General features: G+C 42.0%; 22 protein-coding genes, 2 tRNA genes and 2 pseudogenes. 12 read left to right on the top strand and 14 right to left on the bottom strand.

The window, feature by feature from the left end; genetic code table 11:
• The first annotated feature begins 114 nt into the window (after nucleotides 1-114).
• Entirely contained in the window at nucleotides 115-1,383 is a 1,269-nt protein-coding gene (locus B4C48_RS11100; RefSeq protein WP_291356460.1) for a GGDEF domain-containing protein, read from the top strand.
• Here B4C48_RS11100 and B4C48_RS11095 read toward each other — a convergent pair.
• The 4 genes and pseudogenes from B4C48_RS11095 to B4C48_RS11080 all read right to left on the bottom strand — a co-directional run.
• A pseudogene (locus B4C48_RS11095) lies at nucleotides 1,384-1,473 on the bottom strand (restriction endonuclease); the annotation flags it as partial. It lies immediately after the preceding gene.
• Nucleotides 1,474-1,731: 258 nt separating this feature from the next.
• Nucleotides 1,732-3,300 carry a glutamine-hydrolyzing GMP synthase gene (guaA, locus tag B4C48_RS11090; protein ID WP_291356458.1) on the bottom strand — a complete coding sequence of 523 codons (1,569 nt, stop codon included), beginning with the start codon at nucleotides 3,298-3,300 and terminating at the stop codon, nucleotides 1,732-1,734.
• A gap of 231 nt (nucleotides 3,301-3,531) precedes the next feature.
• Entirely contained in the window at nucleotides 3,532-3,675 is a 144-nt protein-coding gene (locus B4C48_RS11085) for a hypothetical protein (protein ID WP_291356456.1), read from the bottom strand.
• Nucleotides 3,676-3,844: 169 nt separating this feature from the next.
• A pseudogene (locus tag B4C48_RS11080) lies at nucleotides 3,845-4,269 on the bottom strand (DoxX family protein).
• Nucleotides 4,270-4,462: 193 nt separating this feature from the next.
• On the opposite strand from B4C48_RS11080, the gene B4C48_RS11075 reads away from it, so the two are divergent.
• The gene (locus tag B4C48_RS11075) at nucleotides 4,463-5,095 is read left to right on the top strand and encodes a DedA family protein (RefSeq protein WP_291356454.1); all 633 of its coding nucleotides are present in this window, start codon (nucleotides 4,463-4,465) and stop codon (nucleotides 5,093-5,095) included.
• Between the two features lie 27 nt (nucleotides 5,096-5,122).
• Here the strand turns inward: B4C48_RS11075 and B4C48_RS11070 are convergent, their stop codons facing one another.
• From B4C48_RS11070 to B4C48_RS11050, 5 genes are all read right to left on the bottom strand, one after another.
• The gene (locus tag B4C48_RS11070; RefSeq protein WP_291356452.1) at nucleotides 5,123-5,713 is read right to left on the bottom strand and encodes a LysE family translocator; all 591 of its coding nucleotides are present in this window, start codon (nucleotides 5,711-5,713) and stop codon (nucleotides 5,123-5,125) included.
• A gap of 220 nt (nucleotides 5,714-5,933) precedes the next feature.
• Nucleotides 5,934-6,323 (bottom strand): hypothetical protein, encoded by a 390-nt coding sequence (locus tag B4C48_RS11065; RefSeq protein ID WP_291356450.1) that lies wholly within the window; start codon nucleotides 6,321-6,323, stop codon nucleotides 5,934-5,936.
• 15 nt (nucleotides 6,324-6,338) lie between these two features.
• Nucleotides 6,339-7,175, bottom strand: a complete 837-nt coding sequence (locus B4C48_RS11060) for a ParA family protein (RefSeq protein WP_291356448.1) — start codon at nucleotides 7,173-7,175, stop codon at nucleotides 6,339-6,341.
• An 82-nt stretch (nucleotides 7,176-7,257) separates the two neighbouring features.
• The gene (locus B4C48_RS11055) at nucleotides 7,258-7,650 is read right to left on the bottom strand and encodes a SirB2 family protein (protein WP_291356446.1); all 393 of its coding nucleotides are present in this window, start codon (nucleotides 7,648-7,650) and stop codon (nucleotides 7,258-7,260) included.
• A gap of 16 nt (nucleotides 7,651-7,666) precedes the next feature.
• On the bottom strand, nucleotides 7,667-7,978 hold the full coding sequence (locus tag B4C48_RS11050) for a BolA family protein (protein ID WP_291356444.1): 312 nt from the start codon (nucleotides 7,976-7,978) through the stop codon (nucleotides 7,667-7,669).
• Nucleotides 7,979-8,217: 239 nt separating this feature from the next.
• Here B4C48_RS11050 and B4C48_RS11045 point away from each other — a divergent pair.
• From B4C48_RS11045 to B4C48_RS11000, 10 genes are all read left to right on the top strand, one after another.
• A tRNA-Gly gene (locus B4C48_RS11045) sits at nucleotides 8,218-8,290 on the top strand.
• 48 nt (nucleotides 8,291-8,338) lie between these two features.
• Nucleotides 8,339-8,414: transfer RNA gene (locus tag B4C48_RS11040), tRNA-Gly, on the top strand.
• Between the two features lie 303 nt (nucleotides 8,415-8,717).
• Nucleotides 8,718-9,839, top strand: coding sequence for a bifunctional 3,4-dihydroxy-2-butanone-4-phosphate synthase/GTP cyclohydrolase II (gene ribBA, locus B4C48_RS11035; RefSeq protein ID WP_291356442.1), 1,122 nt, complete (start codon nucleotides 8,718-8,720; stop codon nucleotides 9,837-9,839).
• 11 nt (nucleotides 9,840-9,850) lie between these two features.
• Nucleotides 9,851-10,321, top strand: coding sequence for a 6,7-dimethyl-8-ribityllumazine synthase (gene ribE, locus B4C48_RS11030; protein ID WP_174560379.1), 471 nt, complete (start codon nucleotides 9,851-9,853; stop codon nucleotides 10,319-10,321).
• A gap of 4 nt (nucleotides 10,322-10,325) precedes the next feature.
• The gene (nusB, locus tag B4C48_RS11025) at nucleotides 10,326-10,775 is read left to right on the top strand and encodes a transcription antitermination factor NusB (protein ID WP_291356438.1); all 450 of its coding nucleotides are present in this window, start codon (nucleotides 10,326-10,328) and stop codon (nucleotides 10,773-10,775) included.
• A gap of 20 nt (nucleotides 10,776-10,795) precedes the next feature.
• Nucleotides 10,796-11,713, top strand: coding sequence for a thiamine-phosphate kinase (gene thiL / locus B4C48_RS11020; RefSeq protein ID WP_291356436.1), 918 nt, complete (start codon nucleotides 10,796-10,798; stop codon nucleotides 11,711-11,713).
• Nucleotides 11,691-12,212 carry a phosphatidylglycerophosphatase A family protein gene (locus tag B4C48_RS11015; protein ID WP_291356434.1) on the top strand — a complete coding sequence of 174 codons (522 nt, stop codon included), beginning with the start codon at nucleotides 11,691-11,693 and terminating at the stop codon, nucleotides 12,210-12,212. The genes thiL and B4C48_RS11015 overlap by 23 nt, the downstream gene beginning before the upstream one ends.
• Nucleotides 12,213-12,233: 21 nt before the next feature.
• Nucleotides 12,234-13,598 carry a bifunctional UDP-N-acetylglucosamine diphosphorylase/glucosamine-1-phosphate N-acetyltransferase GlmU gene (gene glmU / locus B4C48_RS11010; RefSeq protein ID WP_291356432.1) on the top strand — a complete coding sequence of 455 codons (1,365 nt, stop codon included), beginning with the start codon at nucleotides 12,234-12,236 and terminating at the stop codon, nucleotides 13,596-13,598.
• A 13-nt stretch (nucleotides 13,599-13,611) separates the two neighbouring features.
• Nucleotides 13,612-15,450 carry a glutamine--fructose-6-phosphate transaminase (isomerizing) gene (gene glmS, locus B4C48_RS11005; protein WP_291356430.1) on the top strand — a complete coding sequence of 613 codons (1,839 nt, stop codon included), beginning with the start codon at nucleotides 13,612-13,614 and terminating at the stop codon, nucleotides 15,448-15,450.
• Between the two features lie 61 nt (nucleotides 15,451-15,511).
• On the top strand, nucleotides 15,512-16,885 hold the full coding sequence (locus tag B4C48_RS11000; protein WP_291356428.1) for a phosphomannomutase CpsG: 1,374 nt from the start codon (nucleotides 15,512-15,514) through the stop codon (nucleotides 16,883-16,885).
• A gap of 182 nt (nucleotides 16,886-17,067) precedes the next feature.
• Here the strand turns inward: B4C48_RS11000 and B4C48_RS10995 are convergent, their stop codons facing one another.
• Genes B4C48_RS10995 through galU form a run of 5 tightly spaced genes read right to left on the bottom strand, consistent with a single transcriptional unit; the run spans nucleotide 17,068 to nucleotide 22,458 of the window.
• Nucleotides 17,068-17,601 carry a serine O-acetyltransferase gene (locus tag B4C48_RS10995; protein WP_291356426.1) on the bottom strand — a complete coding sequence of 178 codons (534 nt, stop codon included), beginning with the start codon at nucleotides 17,599-17,601 and terminating at the stop codon, nucleotides 17,068-17,070.
• A gap of 30 nt (nucleotides 17,602-17,631) precedes the next feature.
• On the bottom strand, nucleotides 17,632-18,648 hold the full coding sequence (gene galE, locus B4C48_RS10990) for a UDP-glucose 4-epimerase GalE (RefSeq protein ID WP_291356424.1): 1,017 nt from the start codon (nucleotides 18,646-18,648) through the stop codon (nucleotides 17,632-17,634).
• The gene (gene pgi / locus B4C48_RS10985; RefSeq protein WP_414631507.1) at nucleotides 18,641-20,314 is read right to left on the bottom strand and encodes a glucose-6-phosphate isomerase; all 1,674 of its coding nucleotides are present in this window, start codon (nucleotides 20,312-20,314) and stop codon (nucleotides 18,641-18,643) included. Before pgi ends, galE begins: the two co-directional genes overlap by 8 nt.
• Entirely contained in the window at nucleotides 20,314-21,570 is a 1,257-nt protein-coding gene (locus B4C48_RS10980; protein ID WP_291356421.1) for a nucleotide sugar dehydrogenase, read from the bottom strand. The genes pgi and B4C48_RS10980 overlap by 1 nt, the downstream gene beginning before the upstream one ends.
• A 12-nt stretch (nucleotides 21,571-21,582) precedes the next feature.
• Nucleotides 21,583-22,458, bottom strand: a complete 876-nt coding sequence (gene galU / locus B4C48_RS10975; RefSeq protein WP_291356564.1) for a UTP--glucose-1-phosphate uridylyltransferase GalU — start codon at nucleotides 22,456-22,458, stop codon at nucleotides 21,583-21,585.
• Nucleotides 22,459-22,466: the final 8 nt, after the last annotated feature.

The raw sequence follows: 22,466 nt of genomic DNA, 5'->3' as shown, positions 1-22,466 counted from the left end.
GAAAAAAATTTTTTGTCACAATTATGCCTGCTACTTGCTGGGTATCCTGTATACAGATATTTTTCCTCAGCATAATATTTGTCCCTGACCAATCTGCCATAAATGAAGATAATCATGTCCCAAGGACAGCAGGAAGACTCACATTACCCCGATGCTCAAGAACATAATTATATTCGGGACAATGAAGATTCATATTCAAATATCGGAGCTGCTATTTTACCCAAGCAGTTGTGTACGCTCGACAATAAAAATTTAATCAAACAACAATTAGAACATCCCATCACCCGTATCCCGGAGCAATTTCAACAATACTATCTGGACTATCAAAATACCCATCAACGCCAATTTTTAAAATGCGTCAATTTTATTGGGCAACTGACTTTTTTAAGCTATTTTTTCGTCGATCTGATTTTATTACCCGATATTGGCATGCTTTCCGGTATTGCACGGCTAAGTTTTGTGGTCTTTACCCTATTGATCAACTGGCTGGCTTTCCGCTACTGCAAGAGTATTAAAATTCTGGATAGCCTGCTGCCGATCTATGTTGCAGCGGCAGCAGCAATATGGCTTGAGCTGTTGTACTTGTCGCAAAGTCCCCTCGTGGACACTTACCTATACGCCAGTATCATTTTTATTTTATTGGGTAATTTATGCGTACAGGTGGTTTTTCGCAATTCACTTTTTACTTCTTTGCTGATTAGCGTGGTGATTTTTAACGGCATACTCAGGTTAGCCAGTGTTCAGGAACTGATCTTATTTTCACTCATTTACACACCGGTCTTATTACTCAGTATGTATATCAGCTGGAATAACACTATAAATTCAAAACGCAATTTTTTGCGGGTTTTACTGAATGACTGGAATTATTACACCTTAAGCAAACTGGCACATACCGATGAATTGACCCAGCTCAATAACCGTCGGCAATTTATGCAGCTTGCCGAACATAGCATCCAGCAATGGTCAAAATATAATTTGACCTGCTTATTGATGTTTGATATCGACTTTTTTAAGAATATTAATGATACCTATGGACATGATGTCGGTGATGAAGTGCTGCGGGTACTGGCGGATATTGCCCGTCGGGAGATGCGCTATACTGATGTGTTGGCCCGTTTTGGCGGAGAGGAATTTATTGCTTTACTGCCGAATACCACCTTAGAAGATGCAATTAGCATTGCCAACCGTTTGTGCCGAAAAATTGAAAAACATCAAATTTGTATTAAAGATAAGTTCTTCTTTAATTTCAGTGTATCGATTGGGGTATCTCAACTGCAGCCTAATCAAAATGATTTAAACCTGCTGATCAAAAATGCCGATATTGCACTCTATGAAGCCAAAAAAAATGGACGCAATCAGGTGGCGATTTATACACATCAATAATTAAAAATTATCTTCATCGAAACGGTCTTGGTCGATTTTATAAATATGAAAACTACGCTCCACTTGAACACCCAAGCCAAATTCAATCATTCAAAATGTTTATTTCTATGCTTTAAAAAATTAATTTATAAAAATAAAAAAGGACACCGAAGCGTCCTTTTTAATTGAGAGGTTTAGTTTTCACTAAACTGCCGCACGCACAGCGCTTGACATAAAACTGGCAAAAAGTTTCACTTTGTGAAATCCCTCACTGCCGCGCGCACAGCGCTTGGCGTAAAACTGGCACGAAGCAGTGCTTCGTGAAACCCTGAGAGGTGAACCTCGCAAGACTTTCAGCTATGCTGAAAGTTATTCCCATTCAATTGTCGCTGGTGGCTTAGATGACACGTCATAAACTACACGTGAAACATCTTTAATTTCGTTCATGATACGAGTCGAAATCTTGTCTACTAATTCATATGGAAGATGCGCAAAACGTGCTGTCATGAAGTCAACGGTTTCAACTGCACGAAGTGCAATCACCCATGCATAACGACGGCCATCACCCACTACACCCACAGATTTAACTGGCTGAAATACAGCGAAGGCTTGAGCAGTTTTGTCATACCAACCGCTGGCACGAAGTTCCTGCATGAAAATGTCATCAGCTAAACGAAGGATGTCAGCATATTCTTTTTTCACTTCACCCAAAATACGCACGCCCAAACCTGGACCCGGGAATGGATGACGATAAAGCATCTCGTGTGGCAAACCTAAAGTGGTACCTAAACGGCGTACTTCATCTTTAAACAAGTCACGGATTGGTTCAACCAGTTCAAAGGCTAAATCTTCCGGTAAACCACCCACGTTGTGATGTGATTTAATCACATGTGCTTTACCATTTTTGGTCGCAGCGGATTCAATCACGTCCGGGTAAATTGTTCCTTGAGCAAGGAAGTTTACGCCATCAAGCTTACGTGCTTCTTCAGCAAATACTTCAATGAATTCACGACCAATGATTTTACGTTTTTTCTCAGGGTCAACTTCACCTGCAAGTGCAGATAAGAAACGATCTTCAGCATCGGCACGAATCACGCGAATACCCATGTTTTTTGCAAACATGTTCATCACTTGCTCGCCTTCGTTTAAACGTAGCAAGCCGTTGTCAACGAATACGCAAGTCAACTGGTCGCCAATTGCTTTATGCAGCAAAGCAGCGACTACAGATGAATCGACACCACCTGAAAGACCTAAAAGAACTTTCTGGTCGCCAATTTGTTCACGTAACTGTTCAACACGTAGGTCGATAATATTTTCAGAGTTCCAAAGATTACGGCAACCACAAATACCGTGTACAAAGTTAGATAATAACTCGGCACCTTTTGCAGTATGGGTTACTTCAGGATGGAACTGTACACCGTAAAAACGACGTTTTTCATCGCTTACCGCTGCAAATGGACAGCTTGGCGTACTTGCAGTAACCTGGAAACCTTCTGGAATTGCGCTTACTTTATCGCCATGGCTCATCCAAACATTCAGTTTGTTTTCACCATCGTTTAAATCACCAAGAAGCTGGTCACGCACTAAAACATCTACTGCAGCATAACCAAATTCATGCACGGTACCTGGCTCTACTTTACCGCCAAGCTGTTCTGACATGGTTTGCAAGCCGTAGCAAATACCCAGTACAGGTACGCCCAAGTTGAATACAACTTCAGGTGCGCGTGGACTACCTTCTTCATGAACACTTTCCGGACCACCCGACAAGATGATACCGTTTGGTTTAAATGCGCGAATGTCTTCTTCAGACATGTCATAGGCATACATTTCAGAATATACACCAGCTTCACGTACACGACGTGCAATAAGCTGACTGTATTGAGAACCGAAATCCAAGATCAGGATGCGGTCTTCAGTGATTTGAGTATTGGTAGTCATGACAAACAACTATGCAAAGCAAACGAAATAAGCGCTGCATTCTATCATTTTTCGGCGCATTAAGCACACTATTCGCACAAGGCTTTCAATTCGTTGATTGCATTATATTTCTGGCATAACAAAATACCTTGTCGGATGCTTTGTTTATGTTGCCATTTTTTTATTTTAACTACCTGTATATAGGTAAATTGAGGACAATCAGTTTGATGCTCACTCCTAGTTGTACCACATTCATTTATCATTTCGATTTGCCATTTTTTCGATTTTAACGACATCGATGTTGCTTGATTTACCACGCTGGGCATCGACCTCACCCATCACTTTTACCTGATCCCCGGCTTTTAAGCCCATCGGTTTGCAAAAATCATCATCCACGTCAATCTCGATTGAACTAGAGATAAAGAGAATATTTGCTTCATCATTGACTCTACCAGGATCGCTTCATCAAGCTTTATTAAAACAAAGTTCGGGCAATTTATACGCAGCCTTTATATCATTACAAAAATGAAATAACGGCGCTGAGATGATCCTGCTATTTGCTCAATTACACTGAGGATTTCTCAAGCATGTTATCTACACTGAATTTTCCTGCACCATGCAACATCATAAACAATAGTCCGCCGGTCATGGCCATGTTTTTCATAAAGTTAATCGCATCTTCAGCCCCACCATGGAACAGCAAAGCAGTGATTAAACTAAATCCGGCTAGACCAAATGCGGCCAAACGCGCCTGAAAACCGAACAACAAAGCCAAACCACCACCAAAATCAACCAAAATGGTTAAAGGTAACAGCATTCCGGGGACACCCATCGATTCCATATATCCGGCAGTTGCAGCATAGGCATTGATCTTCATCCAGCCAGACATCAGAAAAATATAGGCCATCAATACACGCGCAACCAGCGCAATAAAAGCACGGTCTGCGCACCTTGCGCCAGATTTTTTATAAAAGCATTCGGATTAAACATGAGGTCACCTGTTATTTTTTATTTTAATGACCTGTTCATCCTAAGTCTGTTTTATCAGGAGCAAAAAATAATTTGTAAGATAAATCATTGCGGAAAAAGAGAAGGATGAAAACGCAATTAATTTTCTTTTTGGTACTGACTTTCATGCCCCGGACTGCTAGGATTTCAGCACATTTTTGCTGTCTGTAGCGCCATGGAACTGCTTGATTTTATCTTACATGTTGATGCCCATCTGCTCGAATTTATCACCAATTACGGCGTATGGATTTATGCCATTCTGTTTTTAATTATTTTTGTCGAAACCGGTTTGGTGGTGATGCCATTTCTGCCGGGGGACAGTTTGCTGTTTGCAGCTGGGGCCTTAGCAGCATCCACAGGTGCAATGAATCCTTATGTACTGGTCATCTTGCTATTTACTGCGGCCGTACTGGGTGACACCCTGAATTATCATATTGGTAAATTCATTGGACCGCGTGTATTTGAAATCGAATCACGTTTTATTAATAAACAGCATTTAATGTATACGCAAAAGTTCTTTGAAAAACATGGTGGTAAAACCATTATTTTTGCGCGCTTTGTGCCTTTTGCGCGTACCTTTGCTCCCTTTGTAGCGGGTGCCGGCAGTATGAATTACAAATTCTTTTTGAGCTATAACCTGATTGGCGCAATATGCTGGGTTGGTTCATTTATTACTTTGGGCTATTTATTTGGCAATATGCCGATTGTTAAAGACAATTTTACCCATTTGATTTTTGGTATCATTATTATCAGTGTCTTGCCGGGCATTATTGGTTTTATTCGGCAAAAGTTGAAAAAGACCCCTTAAACAACTGGGCTTTAGAACGAATACAAATTAAAAAAATCGCACCACCACAGGCAACATACACATAATCAGCAACATGGCCGATCCTTTATATAAGAGATCGGCTTTTATTTGTCTGGACTGACCCGACAAAATTGCCCGCCCAAAAAACATCCAGAACACCACCGCAGGCAACAGCACCAGACTGAACAGCGCAAAGACCAAAACAAAATTGGCGGGATTACTCCAGGTTTCAATCGGTAAAATACCCGCAGCAAATAATAAGGCTTTAGGATTTTTAAAAGTAGAAAAGAACAGTTGCCGCGGTCGGATCGAACGATGATGTTGATTATGCTTTTCTAAATCGGAAGTTTTCCATAAATTGAAGGCCAGCCAGCCGACATAAATAGCGCTGCAAACATGCAGGATATGAATAAAATTCGGCCAAACCGGACTGCATAAATGAATCAGCAATGCCCATAAATTAATCGTGTAAAAATAGCCAAGCAATTTTGCCGGAATAAACAGGCTAGTTTTGGCAATGCCTTGTTGATGTGCCGAGCTTGCAATTAATGCATTGGTTGGACCCGGAATCATCAGCACCGCAATCACTGCCAATACAAAAAGCCAACTCTCAATCATACATACCTGACATCACCATTAAACAGGGGCACACCTTATATGAAACTGATGAAAAGTAACAAGTATTACATTGATAAAAAGCATCACCTGATGCGTTTAAAGATCACATCAAAAAACAATAACTAATTGATATTAAAATTATTTATCTTGAAACATTTTGCTAAGATTTTATCACCCGGCTATTAATTTTAGAGCAATAACCGGGTGATAAATTGATGAATTATTGAACTTTATTACGAACAATAATTGGGCAACTCTTAAATTGTGCCGCCTGAACTACAGCTTCCTGTTCACCCAATAGACGTGATAATTCAGTTTTTTTGGTATTTGCAGATTGTCCCATATTCACAGAAACACTCGGACCAATTCCCCAACCACCATGACTGCCCCAACCACCGCCAACACCAACACCCACACCGACGCCAGTGCGTTTTGGTGCCTGCACACCATTATCGATATATTGCTGAATACGGTTATATTCACTTTGCAGTTGCTGACAATTGAGCGCTTGATATTGGGTTGGAGAAACATAACTCGGTTTCACCGTAGTGGCACATGCAGCCAATAAAAACGTACTTCCCAGAAGGAGGCTTAGATAAATCGTTTTCATGAGAAATCTCGATACTTATATATGCTCAATTTCATTGAACAACGATTGATAGGCTTGCGTCAATTTATGATCCGTTGCCAAATGAATGAGGGGCTGATTCTTAAGATGCGATTCCTTCATTAAAATTGACGGCGGCAACATACTGTCCAACACAGGCAAGCTTTCATCTTTTAGCTGTTGTACCACTTCGCGCGGTAATTTGGCCTGTGCCTGAAACTGATTGACCACAATCCCTTCAATTTCCAGACGATCATTATGATCATCTTGGGTTTCAATGACATTTTCAATCAGGGTCTGTAATGCACGCTTTGAAAATACGTCACAATCAAAAGGAATCAGCACGCGACTGGCTGCAATCAGCGCCGCTAAGGTAAAGAAGTTAAAAGCTGGTGGTGTATCGATATACACCCGATCATACCGCCCTTCCAGTTGTTGCAAGGCATCACGTAATTTATAAATCTTGTGTTTTGACTCTAAAGCATGTGCCAGTGCACCCAACGTCGGACTTGCAGGAATCACATCCAGATTTTTAAAAGGAGATTGATGTACATAGCGCTCCAAACCTTTATCCCGGTTCTTTAAAATCGAACCAATGGCATTGCCTAACAGTCCTTTACTTTGGGTTGCACCCAGCACTTCTTCAAAATAGTTTTCAATATTGGGTTCCAGCGCAGGTTTATCCGCCGTATAGGTCGCATCATCTCCCAGAAGATATTGACTGGAATTGGCTTGCGGATCGAGATCAATCAGCAAGGTTTTCAAACCTTGATGTGCGCTAATCGCAGCCAAATTAACTGCAATACTGGACTTGCCTACCCCACCTTTTTGATTAAAAATCACACGTATCAGCATTAAAATCCCCTATCATTTATAGTTATTTATATATTGCAGTTTACCCTACACGCCTGATGTCTAGAACAATCATGTCTAACAATTAGCCAAAATTCGGCTTAATCATTACCAACCCAATAATGGCAATCAAAGCAACAACTGCAATCATTAAACCCGCGCGACGTTGGACCAATAAAATACGGTCATCTTTTTTATAGGCCTTGATCAAGGAAGAAAATAACACCAGAAACAGAATGATCTTGGCATAAAACCACGTTTGGACTTCAAAATTCTTGATCACCAATGAGGTCAATCCGGTCAGAATAATGATGGTCATCGCAAGATGCTGCCATGCGACCAAAAGTGTCCGCATAGCCGGATTCGGCTGATTGTCTTTCACCCCAACAAATAAAGTCAAACCGCGTGCGATGATGGCCCCAATCAACAGGGTCACAGCAATCATATGCACAATTTTGACTGTCAGCTGCATATCCATTGTCTAAGATTCCTTATTATTCAGCTTTTGGTGCATGGGCACATTCAGGGCTTGGCGTGGCTTGTCCTTGCCATTCCGATGGCTCAAAAGCATGAATAGCCAGTGCATGAATACGGCTGGGCGCAAGCAAATCCCCGGCTGCTGCATAAATTTTTTGATGACGCTGCACTAAACGCAAGCCTTGAAAAATGTCGCTCACTACAATTACTTTAAAATGCGATTCTTTGCCCGGGAAATAGCCCCCATGACCCGAAGACTCATTCACTACTTCCAAATGAACGGGTGATAACTCTTGCAGGCGTTGAATCAACTGTTGTTCTAAATTCATGAAGATACTCCAAATTCAAATAACTACTTTTCTGGCTTCAGTATACCGTGTTCCGCTTCAATCGTTGTGCCTGCCCAACCCATCATTGATCTATTTCAAAATAAAAACTTCTTTTTAAATCTCAATATTGTTTATAAAAGCAGCATACTTGAACAAAATGGTTTTATTTTATGCAATTGATACAAGTTTTTTCACAAAGTTATTGACCCTATTTTTGCATACTGTATTATACACGGCATGCGGGAATAGCTCAGTTGGTAGAGCATAACCTTGCCAAGGTTGGGGTCGGGAGTTCGAGTCTCCTTTCCCGCTCAAAATTTTTTCATTTAGTTTTTTCATTTAAAAAACTTTATAGACTCCGCGGGAATAGCTCAGTTGGTAGAGCATAACCTTGCCAAGGTTGGGGTCGGGAGTTCGAGTCTCCTTTCCCGCTCCAGATTCAAAAAAGCCCTCATCGAAAGATGGGGGCTTTTTTTATACCAGTCGCGTTTGCCAGCCTGTAAATCAGCATCATTTTGCATAAGCTTGTCATTATTTATGTATTTCAACTGCTTAAAGATTCAGCATAATCACTGCTTTTTAAAATAAAGTCCTCTTTTCAAGTGTTCAGGCACTGTGTATAACAATGAACCGGGAATGGAAACCAATAAGCATAGGCAAACATCGTAAAAAAACGGTAGACTATGCAACAATCAATGCAAGCAAAATGTCATTTGAGACAAAAAGAAGGTGAAGGTAGATGCCGCTCAATACCGTTGAAGAGCTCGTAGCAGATATCCGTGCAGGAAAAATGGTCATCCTGATGGATGATGAAGATCGTGAAAATGAAGGTGATTTAGTTATTGCTGCGACACACGTGCGTCCAGAAGACATCAACTTTATGATCACCCATGCACGTGGTTTGGTCTGCCTGACTTTAAGTAAAGAGCGTTGCCAGCAACTCAATTTACCCTTGATGGTGGATGCCAACGGCGCCCAGCACGGTACTAACTTCACGCTTTCGATTGAAGCTGCGAAAGGAATTTCTACCGGAATTTCACCTGCTGAACGTGCCCATACGATTCAAACAGCCGTGGCAGCGCATGCCAAACCTGCAGACATTGTGCAACCGGGTCATATTTTCCCGCTGATGGCACAGCCAGGTGGCGTATTGCACCGTGCCGGTCATACTGAAGCAGGTTGTGACCTTTCACGTTTGGCTGGTCTTGAACCAGCATCGGTGATCTGTGAAATTATTAATGAAGATGGCACCATGGCGCGCCGTCCTGATCTTGAAGTTTTCGCCGAAAAACATGGTTTAAAAATCGGTACCATTGCGGATCTGATCCACTACCGCATGACCAATGAACAAACGGTTGAACGTATTGATCAACAAACTCTAAATACTGAATACGGTACATTTGATTTATATCGTTACCGCGAAATTGGCAATCCAGACATTCATTTAGCTTTAGTGAAAGGTCAACCGAAAGACGGCGTAACCACCGTTCGCGTTCATGGCTTTAATCCGGCACGTGACTTGCTTAAACTGAATAAGCAAGATGGCGAGCCTGCATGGAACTTAGACCGTGCATTGAAAGAGATTGCCAACAGTGATCGTGGTGTACTGGTCTGGATTGGTCAACGTCATTTACAGGATCTTGGCCCTGCGCTGGAAAGTTTAACTACACCAAAACCAACCAAATCAAGTGCTGCGCTGTCTCAGCAGTATCAGACCATTGGTGTAGGTGCACAGATTTTACGTGATTTAGGGGTTGAGAAAATGAAATTACTCAGCTCGCCATTACGTTTTAATGCATTATCAGGTTTTAATTTAGAAGTGGTGGAATACATCACCGCACATCAAACAACAGAGAAATAATCGAGGTTGCTATGGCAGTTCGCCGTATTGAAGGTATGTTACATCTCGCGAGCGAAGGCCGTTACGCGATTTTAGTGGGTCGTTTTAATAGTTTTGTTGTCGAACATCTATTAGAAGGTGCAATTGATACATTGAAACGTCATGGTGTATCAGAGGATAATATCACTGTTGTTCACGCACCTGGCGCCTGGGAACTTCCTGTGGTTGCTAAAAAATTGGCAGCTTCAAATGGTTTTGATGCAATTATTGCACTTGGCGCCGTGATTCGTGGTAGCACGCCTCACTTCGATTTTGTTGCTGGTGAATGTGCCAAAGGTTTAGGCGTGGTTGGTCTGGACACTGGCTTACCAGTAATTAATGGTGTATTGACTACGGATAGTATTGAACAAGCGATTGAACGCTCGGGTACAAAAGCAGGTAATAAAGGTGGTGAAGCTGCCCTTACTGCAATTGAAATGGTTAACTTGTTAAAGGCTATTTAACGCTATGTCGCAAACACTTCAAGCAACTTATGCAGCAAAACGTAAAGCACGTCGCTTTGCTGTACAAGGAATTTATGAATGGCAGATGAGCCACAATCCGGTACATGAGATTGAAGCACGTACACGTGTGGAAAATGCCATGCACAAAGTGGATCTCGGCTATTATCATGAATTGTTGACTCAAGTGGTTGCCAATCATGAAGCATTGGATGCGCTCTTAATCCCTGTGCTTGATCGCGAAATTGATGCGCTTGATGGCGTTGAACTCGCAACGCTTCGTCTTGGTGCGTATGAATTGAAAGAACATCTTGAAATTCCATATCGCGTGGTTCTAGATGAATCGATTGAGCTTGCTAAACATTTTGGCGGTGCAGACAGCCATAAATACATCAACGGTGTATTGGACCGTTTAGCAACCAGCTTACGTGCAGCAGAAAAGCAACAAGCCGACTAATTTTTCAGTAGATTTGTTGTATGGCTGAGTTTTCGATTATTGACACCTATTTCAATCGTCAGACTTCTGCGTCTGTCGATTTAGGTGTCGGTGACGACTCAGCCTTGCTCACCCCTCCTCCACAGCAACAACTGGTCATCTGTGCCGATACACTGGTTGCTGGACGCCATTTTCCTTTAGAAACCGATCCACATGCCATCGGCTGGAAATCTGTGGCTGTCAATTTATCTGATATTGCTGCAATGGGTGCAAAACCGCACAGTATTCTACTCGCATTGAGCTTACCCCAAATTGATCATGACTGGCTTAAAGGCTTTAGTCAGGGTTTATATGATTGTTGCGATCAATTTGGTGTGAGTTTAATTGGTGGGGACACCACGCAAAGTCCTCATCTGACCATTTCTGTCACAGCGCTTGGCTGGGTTGAAACGGGCAAAGCCGTTACACGTTCAGGCGCACAAGTCGGCGATTATGTCTGCGTCTCTGGCACAGTCGGTGATGCGGCATTTGCTTTGCACAATTTAGGTCATCTGCTACAAAAGCGTCTGGATTATCCAACGCCACGTTGCCAGCTTGGTCAAAAGTTAAAAGGCTTGGCATCCAGCATGATTGATGTGTCTGATGGTTTAGCCCAAGACCTAGGGCATATTCTTAAAGCATCACATGTCGGTGCAATTTTGGATTTAGACCAGCTACCAATTGATGCTGCTTTAAAAAAATTACAACAAGAACAGCAATGGCAATATGCTCTCGCGGGTGGCGATGACTATGAGTTATGCTTTACAATAAGCCCGCAAAATTATGAAAAGCTTTTGCTACAACAATTAGATGTCAACATTAGTAAGATTGGGCAAATTGCTCAGCAACCTGAATTAACTTTTGTGCAGAATGGCGTAGATCATTCGCTACATTTTTATGGATATCAACACTTTGCATAAACCTGCGATTCACCTTAAAGACATGTCCTGGTACAACCGCTTTATCGTTTTTTGCGGTGTCGGATTTGGTTCTGGATTGTTACCCAAAGCACCAGGCACTTTTGGTTCAGCCTTTGCATTACTGTTTATTCCTGCCTGGCTTGCAATTGGCTTTACCAACTCTATTATTGCCATGGTTTTAATGTCACTTATAGGCATTTATATTTGTGGACAAACCGCTAAAGTCATGGGTGTACATGACGATGGCCGTATTGTTTGGGACGAATTTGCAGGACAATCGATTACCTTTCTGCCGCTGATTTACTTCGCACAAATGAGCTGGCTTTGGGTGCTGGTTGGATTTGCCCTGTTTCGCTTATTCGATGTCTGGAAACCCTGGCCTATTCGTGTTATCGACCGTCAAGTCGGTGGCGGTTTCGGCATTATGTTTGACGATATTATTGCCGGCATTTGGGCCGCAATCTGTATTCTCGTGTACCTCAACATTTCAATGGCTTAAGCTAAGTTTTTAAGGTGTATTATGTCAACTTCTGTGATTATTCTTGCTGCAGGTAAAGGAACTCGAATGCGTTCGAGCTTACCCAAGGTATTGCAGCCGCTCGCAGGACGTCCCCTACTCGGTCATGTCATTGAAACAGCAAAAAAATTAAATGCACAAAACATCATTACCATTTTTGGGCATGGCGGTGATTTAGTTCAGCAAGCCTTTGCACAAGAAAATGTGCAATGGGTTGAACAGGCTGAACAGCTTGGAACTGGACACGCAGTAAAAGTAACATTACCTGTGCTTCCTAGCGATGGCGTTTCACTGATCCTTTCGGGTGATGTGCCTTGTATTAGCCAAGAAACCTTAGAAAAGCTGCTCGCTGTTTCACGTGAAACAGGAATTGGTCTGGTGACCTTAACCTTAGCCGATGCGACTGGTTATGGCCGTATTGTGCGCGAAAACAATAAAATTCAAGCCATTGTTGAGCATAAAGATGCCAACGATACACAGCGTCAAATTCAGGAAATCAATACCGGTATTTACTGTGTCAGCAATGCCAAACTGCATCAATGGTTGCCACGTTTGAGCAACAATAATGCCCAAGGCGAATACTACCTGACTGACATCGTAGCAATGGCCATTGCAGATGGTCTGGAAGTGGCTTCTGTTGAACCGGAACGTGCCTTTGAAGTTGAAGGTGTAAATGACCGTGTTCAGCTTGCTGCTTTAGAACGTGAATTCCAGGCCTATCAGGCCAAAAAACTGATGCAGCAAGGCGTACATTTAATTGATCCAAGCCGTTTCGACTTACGTGGTAACTTGGTGGTTGGTCAAGATGTCCGTATTGACATTAACGTGATCATTGAAGGCAATTGTGAACTTGGCAATAATGTCGAAATTGGTGCAGGTTGCGTCATTAAGAATACCAAAATTGCAGCAGGTACTAAGGTTCAGCCTTACAGTATTTTCGATAATGCGATTGTCGGTGAAGATACGCAAATTGGCCCATTTGCCCGTTTACGTCCAGGTGCGAAATTGGCCAATGAAGTCCATATTGGCAACTTTGTTGAAGTGAAAAACTCTATTATTGGACTCGGCTCTAAGGCCAATCACTTTACTTATTTAGGTGATGCCGAAGTTGGCGCAGGTTCAAATATTGGTGCCGGTACCATTACCTGCAATTATGATGGTGCGAATAAATTTAAAACCATTATTGGTGACTCAGCCTTTATCGGCTCGAATAGTTCACTGGTTGCTCCGGTCAGTATAGGCAATGGCGCAACTGTAGGTGCTGGCTCAGTCATCACACGCGATGTAGCAGAAAATAGTTTGGCCTTTGAGCGCTCAAAACAAGTGGCTAAAGAAAACTATCAACGCCCCCAAAAATTGAAAAAATAAGAGGATTATAACTATGTGCGGAATTGTCGGTGGCGTTGCAGAACGTAATATTACCAATATTTTAATTGAAGGCTTAAAGCGCCTTGAATACCGTGGCTACGATTCAGCTGGTGTTGCGCTGATCAATGGCGGTCATGTCTTACGCGAACGTCGTGTGGGTAAAGTGATCAATCTGGAACAGGCAGTGAATGAGTCGAATATCGAAGGTTCACTGGGGATTGCGCATACCCGCTGGGCAACGCATGGTAAACCGACTGAAAATAATGCCCATCCGCATATTTCAGGTACGGTTGCTGTAGTTCACAACGGCATTATTGAAAACTACCAAGAGCTGAAAGATGATCTTGAAGCTCTAGGCTATGTGTTTACTTCACAAACAGATACCGAAGTTGTTGCGCATCTGGTCAATGATGCATTGAAATCTACTTCCAGCCTTCTAGAAGCGGTTCAACAGGTTGTTCCTCAGCTCAAAGGTGCATATGCTCTGGGCATCGTACATACAGATCATCCTGATGAACTGATTACTGTGCGGGAAGGTTCTCCTTTGGTCATTGGCGTAGGTATTGGCGAGAACTTTATCAGTTCGGATCAATTGGCACTGCTTCCAATTACCAACCGTTTTATTTACCTAGAAGAAGGTGATATTGCACGTTTAACACGCAATAGCATTGAAGTATTTGTGGATGGGCAATTGGTGAATCGTCCAGTCAAAGAACTGGATGCAACAGTCAGCAATGCGTCTAAAGGTGAATATAAGCACTACATGCTGAAAGAAATTTATGAGCAACCTGAAGCGATTCAACAAACTATTTCCCAAGCATTAAATGGAAATGATTTACGCGAAGATTTCTTAAAGAATGCAGTTGCGGATTTTGAAAATATTCAGCAAGTGCAAATTATTGCCTGCGGGACCAGTTACCATGCCGGCATGATTGCAAAATACTGGTTTGAGCAACTGATTGACCTGCCTTGCCAAGTCGAAATTGCCAGCGAATTCCGTTACCGCACGCCAGTGATTGTGAATAACACCCTGTATGTGTGTATTTCTCAATCTGGTGAAACCGCCGATACCTTGGCTGCGCTGCGTGACACACAAAAGCGTGCTGTTGCAAAAAATTTAAACATTACAACCATGACTATTTGTAATGTGGCCACTTCTTCAATGGTGCGTGAAACGAATCACAGCCTGTTAACTTTGGCAGGACCTGAGATTGGTGTGGCTTCAACCAAAGCATTTACCACTCAGCTTGCAGCCCTCATGCTGTTAGTACTCAAAATTGGTCAGGTCAAGCAAACCATTTCAGCTGAACAAATCACAGCCATTACCACTGATTTATGGCATACCCCTAAAGTCATTTTAGATACTTTGCAACACGATAAAGACATTTTACGTTTATCTGAATTGTTTGTAGAAAAGCAGCACTGCCTGTTTTTAGGTCGTGGTACCGAGTTCCCAATTGCCCTTGAAGGTGCATTGAAACTGAAAGAAATTTCATATATTCATGCCGAAGGTTATGCGGCAGGTGAACTGAAACATGGTCCATTAGCATTAGTAGACAATGACATGCCAGTGGTAATTCTTGCTCCGCAAGATGACATGCTGGACAAGCTAAAATCCAATATGGAAGAAGTTCAGGCTCGAGGTGGTGAGCTGTTCGTCTTTGCCGATGAAAACAGCGGCATTAAAGGCAAAGAGCGTCAACATGTAGTTCATATCCCAGGTATTAGCCCGCTCCTTGCTCCAATTGTTTACAGTATTCCTGTGCAACTGCTGTCTTACCATGTAGCAGTCTTACGTGGAACGGATGTCGATCAGCCGCGTAACTTGGCAAAATCGGTAACGGTTGAATAATAAATTTTGATATAAGGCTGGGCAACCGGCCTTTTTCTTGTAAAGGAAAGAGTAAAAAACCATGACACTTACTTGTTTTAAAGCTTATGACATTCGTGGAAAATTGGGTGAAGAATTAAATGAAGATATCGCCTATAAAATTGGTCGGGCGTATGGTCAAATCTATCAACCCAAGACTATAGTCATAGGTTGTGATATTCGTCTAAGTAGTGAAGGCCTAAAACAAGCAACTATTCGTGGTTTAAATGATGCCGGTGTTAACGTACTTGACCTTGGCATGACCGGCACAGAAGAAGTTTATTTTGGTGCATTCCACCTGGACGTTCAAGGCGGTATAGAAGTCACAGCCAGCCACAACCCGATGGACTATAACGGGATGAAACTAGTGCGTGAAAATGCACGTCCCATTAGTGCAGATACAGGGCTAAAAGAGATTCAGCTTTTGGCAGAATCAGGTGTCTTTAAAGACGTTGAGCAAAAAGGCACAACCGAAAAATATAATATCTTGCCTGAATTTGTAGATCACCTCATGACTTACATCGAACCATCACAAATCACACCAATGAAATTGGTAGTGAATGCCGGTAATGGTGCAGCAGGTCATGTGATCGATGCAATTGAAGAAAAATTCAAAGTTCTGAATGTACCGGTAGAATTTATTAAAATTCACCATGAAGCCGATGGTACGTTCCCGAACGGTATTCCCAACCCACTGCTCGTCGAAAATCGTGACAGCACGCGTAATGCAGTTATTGAACATGGTGCTGACATGGGTCTTGCCTGGGATGGTGATTTTGACCGTTGCTTCCTGTTTGATGAAAAAGGCCAGTTTATTGAGGGCTATTATATTGTGGGTCTATTGGCTCAAGCTTTCTTGCTGAAACAATCGGGTGAGAAAATTGTCCATGACCCTCGTCTGGTATGGAATACCTTTGACATTATTGAGCAATATCAAGGTGAAGCGATCCAATCTAAATCAGGTCATTCTTTCATTAAAGAAAAAATGCGTGAGCATAATGCGGTATATGGCGGAGAAATGAGTGCACACCATTATTTCCGTGACTTTGCCTATTGCGATAGCGGCATGATCCCGTGGCTGTTGGCGGTGTCTGTATTGTCAGAAACCAAGAAGCCGCTTTCTACGCTTGTAGAAGAAATGATCGCAAAATTCCCATGTTCAGGCGAAATCAACTTCAAAGTGGCAAATACCCAAACAACTATTCAAAAGATTTTTGATCACTTTGCCGATCAAAATCCGGTTATTGATCAAACAGACGGCGTGAGCCTGGATTTTGACGTTTGGCGTTTAAACGTACGCGCTTCCAATACCGAACCGTTAATGCGCTTGAATATTGAAAGTCATGCGGACAAAAATCCTAAACCGATACAAAAGTATGTAGATGAATTGACTCAGTTAATTCAAAGCAATAATTAAGAATAAAAGGGCAAATGCTTGTACATTGCCATTTTTATAAAAAGAGCTCAAATTGAGCTCTTTTTATTTCCAAAAATGAGCAAATAATCTTTATGTTTAAAGCTAAAATTGCTCTTCTATTCATCAGATACATAAAGCTTTTTTAATATTAGCTAGACAGAGGTAATTTTAAAATCAGTCATTCAAATTTTGTATCTTTTATTCACAAATTTTCCTGGCTGATCAAAATTGAGTACCTTGGCATAATTACCCGCAGCTGTTGCATTTTCAGGTATATCTTTGGTCACCACACTACCCGCACCGATGGTTACATTATTGCCAATTTTTACATTTTCAATAATACACACATTCGGCCCGATATAGACATTATCGCCAATAATCGCTGCTGGACCTAAATTTGCACCGATCGTGCTATATTGCGATAAATTTACATTATTGCCTATTGTTGCCGTTGGGCTGACCACCAGTGGTCCGCCATGACCGATATATAAGCCAAACCCAATTTTTGTATTGGCGTGAATATCAATGCCATACTTTTTCTTTTTATAATAAAAAATAGGATAGGCAATCTTTGCGAACCAGGTTTTAGAACTGGCAATTCTGAGCCAGACAGAAAAATTAAATCCTCGATTAAAAAAATAATTTTTAACCAAGGAACTTAGTTTTTGATTGCCTGTATATCGATATAAATCACTTAAAATTAATTTTAAGATCATCAAATACACCTATCCATTCATTATTCCGTGTTACTTAAATCCTTGCGGATTTTGCTTTTGCCAGTTCCAACTATCCGCCAGCATATCTTCCAGAGTATAGTGAGGTTTCCAGCCTAACTCTTCCACAGCACGGCTATTATCTGCAAATGAAATCGCCACATCTCCTTCACGGCGTGGCTCAATGCTATAAGCAACCGGCACATGATTGACCCGTTCAAAAGTTTTCACCACTTCTAAAACAGAGGAACCCTGACCTGTGCCAATATTCCAGGCACGACAACCTTTTGCCACAAGACGGTTATTCAAGGCACACAAATGCGCATTCGCCAAATCGACCACATGGATATAATCGCGTACACCTGTACCATCGACCGTATTATAATCATTGCCGAAGATCGCCAGTTTTTCCCGGCGACCCACTGCAACTTGAGTGACAAAAGGCATCAGGTTATTTGGAATACCTTGCGGATCTTCTCCAATACAACCACTCTTATGTGCACCGACCGGGTTGAAATAACGCAGTAATGCAATCGACCAGCGTTCATCTGCAATCGACAACTTTTGTAGAAGCTGTTCAACAATCAGTTTGGTATAACCATAGTTATTCGTCGGCATACCAGTCGGCATACTTTCATTTAAAGGCGATACATTCGCCTCATCATATACTGTGGCCGATGAACTGAAGACTAAATTAAATACTCCTGCGCGCTGCATGGCCTGTACCAGTTGAATAGAGCCGGAAATATTATTGTCAAAATAAGCCAGTGGAATTTGCTGGCTTTCGCCTACCGCTTTTAAACCGGCAAAATGAATCACGGCGTCAATCTGATGCTGCTGAAAAACCCGATCCAAAACCTGTGCATCACGAATATCACCTTGTACAAAAGTGAGGGATTTTCCGCTGATCTGTTGCACACGATTTAAAGATTCTTCCGAACTATTGCACAGATTATCCAGAACAATGACTTCATGTCCTGAATTTAGCAGTTCCACACAAGTATGTGAGCCAATATAGCCTGCACCACCGGTTACTAAAATTTTAGCCATGGGTTTTTCCTAATAAGATATCTATTAAGCCTTGAGTCGAGGCATCTAAATTTGAAATATCCTGGCTATTGCCACTTAAAATCGGGAGGAGCTGATTGGCAATTTCCTTGCCTTTTTCCACACCCCATTGGTCAAAGGGATTGATATTCCATAGCACAGACTGTACAAACACTTTATGTTCATATATGGCAATTAACATGCCGAGACTATACGGTGTCAGCTCTTTTAATAAAATGGTAGTGCTAGGCTGATTGCCTGCATATTGTTTATAGGTAGGTAGATCCTTGAGTTCGGTCTGATCCAATGCCTGATTGCCAAAAGCGAGTAACCGTGACTGTGCCAGACAGTTTGACAAAGCCAGATGATGCTGCTCAATCAAGGCATCTGCATTGTCTACATAAGTAAATTGCTGGGCATTATAACGTTGCACTGGTGCAATAAAATCACAGCTTACGGCTTGTGTGCCTTGATGCAATAACTGATAGAAAGCATGCTGGGCATTGGGTCCAACCTCTCCCCACACAATCGGACAGCTATCAAGTTGAACTTTTTCATTGTTGCGCTGAATCGATTTACCATTCGATTCCATTTCCAATTGTTGTAAATACGAAGCAAAGTATTTTAAACGACCGTCATAAGGCAAAATGGCATGGGTCTGGATATCTAAAAAGTTGTTATTCCAGGCACCCAGCAAGCCCATTAACACCGGTATATTTTGTGTAAAAGGGGCATTCTGGAAATGTTGATCCATGATATAAGCCCCTGCAAGCAGCTGCTTAAAGCCTTCAACCCCAATACTGAGTGCTATGGGCAGGCCGATACATGACCAGAGCGAATAACGCCCGCCGACCCAATCCCAAAGCAATAATTGATTTTCAGATGCAATTCCCCATTCGGTCATTTTCTCGGGTTTGGTCGATACCCCAATAAAATGATGCTTGAGAATATGCGGATACTGACCTAATGCTTTTTCTAGCCATAAACGCACGGTTTGCGCATTGGATAAGGTATCAATGGTACCAAAAGACTTGGATGAGATAATAAATAAAGTAGTCTCAGGACGCAGCTGATGCAGCAATTCTGAAAGCTGACTGCCATCCATGGTCGATACAAAATGTACATTTAAAGGTTTGGTGGTCTGTTTTTTAAAGTCGGATAAGGCATGACTGACCATCAATGGCCCAAGATCTGATCCCCCAACGCCAATATTGACCACATCCTGGATCACTTCCCCGGTAGCACCACGAAATTGACCGGCATGGATTTTTTCCACCAAGGCATACATGCGCTGAAGTTGCTCATGTACTTGCGCTGCAACCTCAGCATGCTGTTGATCCCGTGCAGGCAAACGTAAGGCCCAATGCATCGCGGCACGCTGTTCGGTATAGTTAATAGCTTCAGTAGAAAACAGCCGTTTAATCCAAGGCTTGAGCTCTTGTGCGTTGGCCCAATCCACCAAATGGTCAAGTACAGTCTGATTGACCCGGTGCTTGCTAAAATCAAAGACAATGGTTTCTAAATTTACAGAAAATTTTTGAAAACGGTCATGATCTTCTGCAAAAAAATCGGTTAAATGCTGATTCTCAAATTTATTTTTTAAGTTCAACAGCTTGGTCAAAACTGTATCAATTTCTTCTACTTGATAAGGTTGTGCTTGGTTCATCATTAACGCCCTACCCCCATATAGGCAAATCCCTGTGCTTTGACATAGTCTGGATCATAAATATTTCGACCATCTAAAATCAGTGGATGCTGCATTATTTTTAATAAATTCGGGTAATCGGGACTCCAATATTGTTTCCAAGCAGTTAACAGGCATAAGGCATGTGCGCCATTAACGGCCTCGTATTGGTCAGTACAATAAATCAAATCCTCACGATGCCCATAGACTTTTTCAATTTCTGCCAATGCCTGCGGATCATGCAATTTGACTGTTACCCCTTGCGCCCATAAGGCTTTAAGCATGGTATGAATCGGTGATTGTTGAATCCGCGCAGTATTTTCCTTAAAAGAAGCACCCCAAATTGCTACTGTTTTACCTTTTAAATCGCCATGATAGTAATTCCACAGCTTTCTAAACAGCAGCTCTTTTTGTTGCTCATTGATCTCCCAAACCTGTGCCAATAGCTGGCTTTTAGTCCCTGTACCGGAAACCGTGTTGGCCAAGGTGAGAATGTCATGAGAGAAGTTTTCTCCCCCAAAACCTGCTCCGGGCTTTAAATAAGACAATCCGATACGGCTATCGGCTCCCATGCCCTGCCGCACCTGTTCTATGTCAATTCCTAATTTTTCCGCAACTACGGCTAAGTCATTGATATAGCTAATACGTGTTGCTAACATGCCTGAAATGCTGAGCTTGGTAAATTCAGCATCCAAAATCGGCATAAACAAATAATTGTGTTGAAGTGGAAATAAAGGACGCAATAACTCTTTTACTTTCAGCTGAACCGTTGCCTGGGTAGTACCCACTATCAGCTGCTTGGCTTGGGTAAAGCTGGCTAAAGCATCGCCCTCCTGAATAATGTCAGGTAAATAAACCCAATCATCTTCAGGTAAATATTTCTGAAATTTGTCAGTCCCATGCAAGCCTAGCGTAGAAGCATTAATCATCAGTTTGGGATGAATAATCTGACGCTGGCCGATTTCTTTTAATATTTCTATACCTGAATTTTCTTCAGCCGGATTAAAACTAAAGAAATAGGCATCTGTATCCAAGGCAATATCATTTAGGTGACAGTATTTTAAAAAGCCAATTTTTTCCTGTTTATCCAGCAATTGTTTGACTGCATCATCTTGGGCATAAGCATGCTCTAAAGTACGGTTTTTTAGAAAATCACACCAATATACCTGATGGCCACATTCGGCCAGTAATGCTGACAGGACACCTGAATAAAGGGTTTGTCCAAATACTGCAACTTTCATTATTTTCTCGCCTTATAATTTAAGTTCCTGAATGAGTGCTTTAAAATCTTCACCCAATTTAGGATGATCTACTCCATAATGTAACACTGCTTTGAGATAACCCAATTTGCTACCACAATCAAAGGTTTGACCTTTCATTCGATAGGCTTCAACCACTTCCGTTTTTTGTAATTCTGCAATTGCATCGGTCAACTGAATTTCATTCCCTGCACCTTTAGGTGTTGTTGCCAAAAGCTGCATAATCTTGGCCGGCAATACATAGCGCCCCACGACAGAAAGATTGGATGGCGCCGTACCCACTGCAGGCTTTTCTACAATCCCTTGCATCACTATACTTTCGCCTTCTGCAGGTGATGCAACCACATCGACAATGCCATATTGATCGACCAGATGCTCAGGCACCGCTTCCACCATGATTTGTGAAGTTTGAGATGCGTTAAAACGTTGAATCATCAAACTTAAGTCATTAATCGGATCTTTATCTTTAACCAATACATCGGGAAGCAAAACGGCAAAATCGTCATGACCAATAACATCTTTGGCACAAAGTACTGCATGACCTAAGCCCAAGGGTTGCGGCTGCCGAACACTTACCACGCTAACATGGGGAGGTAAGATTTCTGTAATTTCTTTTAATAAGTCAAATTTCTTTTTATTTTCAAGCGTTGTTTCCAGTTCAAAGTTACGATCAAAATAATTTTCAATCGACGCTTTGGATGAATGGGTCACCAGGATGATTTGCTCTATACCTGCCGCGACAGCCTCACGTATCACATATTCAATAGCTGGACGATCGACCACTGTCACCATTTCTTTAGGAATAGATTTACTGGCAGGTAAAAAACGGGTTCCCAGACCAGCAACTGGGAGAATGGCTTTTTTGATCATCATATAAC

This window comes from Acinetobacter sp. UBA3106 (genome assembly GCA_002365595.1).
GTDB lineage: Bacteria > Pseudomonadota > Gammaproteobacteria > Pseudomonadales > Moraxellaceae > Acinetobacter.
This window is presented reverse-complemented; position numbering and strand designations above follow the sequence as displayed.